Origin of the sequence: Vibrio makurazakiensis, assembly GCF_050337375.1 — a bacterium.
Taxonomy (GTDB): domain Bacteria; phylum Pseudomonadota; class Gammaproteobacteria; order Enterobacterales; family Vibrionaceae; genus Vibrio; species Vibrio makurazakiensis.
The window spans coordinates 1-2,918 of the sequence record NZ_JAKJSW010000346.1 but is presented as its reverse complement, the minus strand read 5'-3'; the positions used below and the strand labels follow the sequence as shown (position 1 = coordinate 2,918).

The 2,918-nt window shown below is 39.8% G+C and carries 3 protein-coding genes; 2 read left to right on the top strand and 1 reads right to left on the bottom strand.

From position 1 onward, the window contains the following. Window positions 1-40: 40 nt before the first annotated feature. Together L4C33_RS21185 and bamJ are read left to right on the top strand one after the other, a co-directional pair. A complete protein-coding gene (locus L4C33_RS21185) occupies window positions 41-667 on the top strand; it encodes a thiol:disulfide interchange protein DsbA/DsbL (RefSeq protein WP_428814370.1) in 627 nt (208 codons plus the stop codon). Between the two features lie 43 nt (window positions 668-710). Beyond that, window positions 711-1,184: a BamJ family beta-barrel-assembly machinery protein gene (gene bamJ, locus L4C33_RS21180; RefSeq protein ID WP_428814369.1), complete on the top strand. Its 474-nt coding sequence runs from the start codon at window positions 711-713 to the stop codon at window positions 1,182-1,184. Between the two features lie 164 nt (window positions 1,185-1,348). Here bamJ and L4C33_RS21175 read toward each other — a convergent pair whose 3' ends face one another. Further along, the gene (locus L4C33_RS21175) at window positions 1,349-2,470 is read right to left on the bottom strand and encodes a hypothetical protein (protein ID WP_428814368.1); all 1,122 of its coding nucleotides are present in this window, start codon (window positions 2,468-2,470) and stop codon (window positions 1,349-1,351) included. Between the last annotated feature and the right edge of the window lie 448 nt (window positions 2,471-2,918).

The following is a 2,918-nucleotide window of genomic DNA, read 5'->3' as shown; positions in this document are numbered from 1 at the left end:
GGTTAGAATTATCTAACTACTATAGATAGAGCAAAAAAACATGTTTAAATCATTTTCAAAAATCATTACGGTCGCAGCTGCACTCCTAATCATCGCTGGCTGTAGTGAAAACAGCGAGCCTCAGTTAGGTGAGCAATTTCAACGTGTTCCCGTTGAACTAACAGAATTTAATTTGGCTCCTGTCACTGAAGTATTCTCACTCAACTGTGGCCACTGCCGTACAATGGAGAGCTCTATCCCAGAAATCGAGTCTCTAACCAATCAAAAGATCGGCAAAGTACACGTTACTTTTAACGACAGTGCGCAAATCAGCGCTATGATTTTCTACACTGCTGTAATGCAGCTTAACGACACACCAGATCATGCCTTCATGGAAGAGCTCTTCGCAGCTGTTCAAATGGGTGGCGACGTAACTCCAGAACAACGCCAAGAAACTTTGGATGCTGTTTTCACTTCACGTGATTTAGTGAGCCCATACCAGTTAGATAAAGCACAGCAAACAGAACTATTTAAGTACCTTAAAAAGGCTGATGATATTTCAGTAACGGGTCAAATCAACTCTGTTCCGACTTTCATCATTAACGGTAAGTACCAGGTGCTGACTGCAGGCCACAATGATGTTAAAGGCATTGCAAACACAATTAACTACTTACTGTCTCAACCTTAGATCAGTAACGTTTTCATTCTCTATAATCATTTAGGTTAAATCCATGAGCAAATTTGTATTCCCAATTATCATTTTCATTCTTGCAGGCTTTTTTATCTACCGCACGTGGAACAACCACAAAGCCGCTGATGAGAACTTCGAGAAAGGCCAAGCTTTCTTAATTGAGAACGGTCAAAAAGAAGGTGTTATTACAACCGAGAGCGGACTTCAATACCTTGTGCTAGAAGAAGGTACAGGCACTGTTAACCCGACGGCTAAAGACCGAGTTAAAGTGCATTACCACGGTACACTTATCGATGGCACTATCTTTGATAGCTCAGTAGATCGTGGCGAGCCAATTACGTTTGGCGTGAAGCAGGTAATTAAAGGCTGGCAAGAAGGTCTTCAATACATGGTCGAAGGTCAAAAAATCCGCTTATTTGTTCCAAGTACTCTTGGTTATGGAAAAGGCGGTTCTGGCCCTATCCCACCAGCGAGCACTTTGATCTTTGATGTTGAGCTTATCGCAATTCAATAATTCCCCGCTGTACTGGAAGCTTTAATTTTTTTCAAAAGTGCCCAGTACGTTGCGTAGATTGAATAAACAAAAAGGCCCGTTAACAAACAAGTTAACGGGCCTTTTTATGTCTATTTCAGAGTTATTCCGAACAAAGAGTTACTTCACTTTAGTCGTTTGACCAACTACTTAAGTGCGCTCAGATTTAGTCCTAGATTTTGTTTCTCTGAATTACCTTTCGTAATCATTACACTATTGTGCTCATTCCATACGCTTTGCAATGCAGCTGTAACGTCACCACTATTTAGGTGAGCCATGTGGAAATCAAACAGCATTAGAACATCTGAAGGTTGTACGTAAACCTTATGGTGTTTAACCGCTGATACAATCTCGTCAGCTTGCTGGCTAACGCTCGGCTGGTTTGTCACTAACTGCTGGCGAATTTTGGCAGCGTGCTGTTCAAACTCTTTACGTGAAACACCAGCACTGACTAAATTAGTTAAGGTGTTTTTTAATACTTTAAAGCCAGCTTCTACATCTTGCTCTGACGTTAATGTCATTGTTGTAGAAGTCATTAACTGATGGTCGAACAATTCTAGCTCTTTCGTTTCTATAGAACTTACCGCTAACTGACTTGTTTCAAGTGCAGTTTCGAGGCGTTCCACTAACACACTACGTGCTATATCTCGAGTCAGCTTTTCACGGCGAGATTTTTTGCTATCGTCAGCATCAAATGGTGATAGAACAGAAATAGAAACGACTTCAGGGCGAGCTTCTACCTGAGATGCAGTATTAAGTATATCTAGCTGAGCATTAGACTGAACATTATGCTGCTTATTCATGCTACTAAGATCCACAATATCAGTCGTTGAGAATAACTTAACTACCTCACGCTTAACCTTACTAACATTAAAATCACCGACAATGACTAATGAAGAACTGTCTAGGTTATCTTCATTAGTTGGCAATTTAAGCGCCTCAGCAATTGAGGTTATTGTTGTGATCAATTCTTCTTCAGTTTCAGGTGAAGAATTAAAAACGAACGCTTGCTCAGCATCGGTATCTAAACGGATTTCGATTCCAGGCTGATCTGTTGGCATAAGCACATAACGGAAACCATTAATGAGTACTGACGTCGACATTTGGCGAGGTAACATTAAATCTGAACGTTGGAACCAATTGTCATCATTCTGTTTCGCTGAAACAGCAGTACCAAATAAGCACGACGCAACTAATAGTGCGCTTAACCCTTTAGTGAATGATTTTTTGGATGCCAAGTTATTTAGAGTGAGTTTTGTGTCGAGCATGCGAACCTCAATAAGTTCAAATAAATAGATACATAGACAGCGTCAGTGCCGTTTCTGCGTTATTTGTTATTGAAGATTACTAATCGCCATTCCATGTTCGTTTGCGAGTCCATTCTTACTAACAACAATATCATTGCCATTGTAAGCGCATTAGCTTAAGAGTTTAGGAAAAGTCTTAGGAGCTACAACAAGGGAAAGAAGCATCTTATAAATTTTGCGTGATGATATATTGCTCAGCTCAATATATCAATATAGACAACTCATATAGTTTATATGACCACCACCATAATTCGGGCTTGTCTCATAAATCAGACACTTAGAAAATACACCAAAAAGTTTTTGTTCAATATATGCACAACCACTCTTAGCAGCACTGTATAGCTTTATCTACGCTTTGAGTAAGTTTAACCATTAGATGGATAAAACCATGTCTCGAAAACTCATTATT

What these genes read in the sequence shown, in the direction of transcription:
- bamJ (WP_428814369.1), top strand. Translation starts at nt 711, where the DNA reads ATGAGCAAATTTGTATTCCCAATTATCATTTTCATTCTTGCAGGCTTT.
- L4C33_RS21175 (WP_428814368.1), bottom strand. Translation starts at nt 2,470, where the DNA reads ATGCTCGACACAAAACTCACTCTAAATAACTTGGCATCCAAAAAATCA.
- L4C33_RS21185 (WP_428814370.1), top strand. Translation starts at nt 41, where the DNA reads ATGTTTAAATCATTTTCAAAAATCATTACGGTCGCAGCTGCACTCCTA.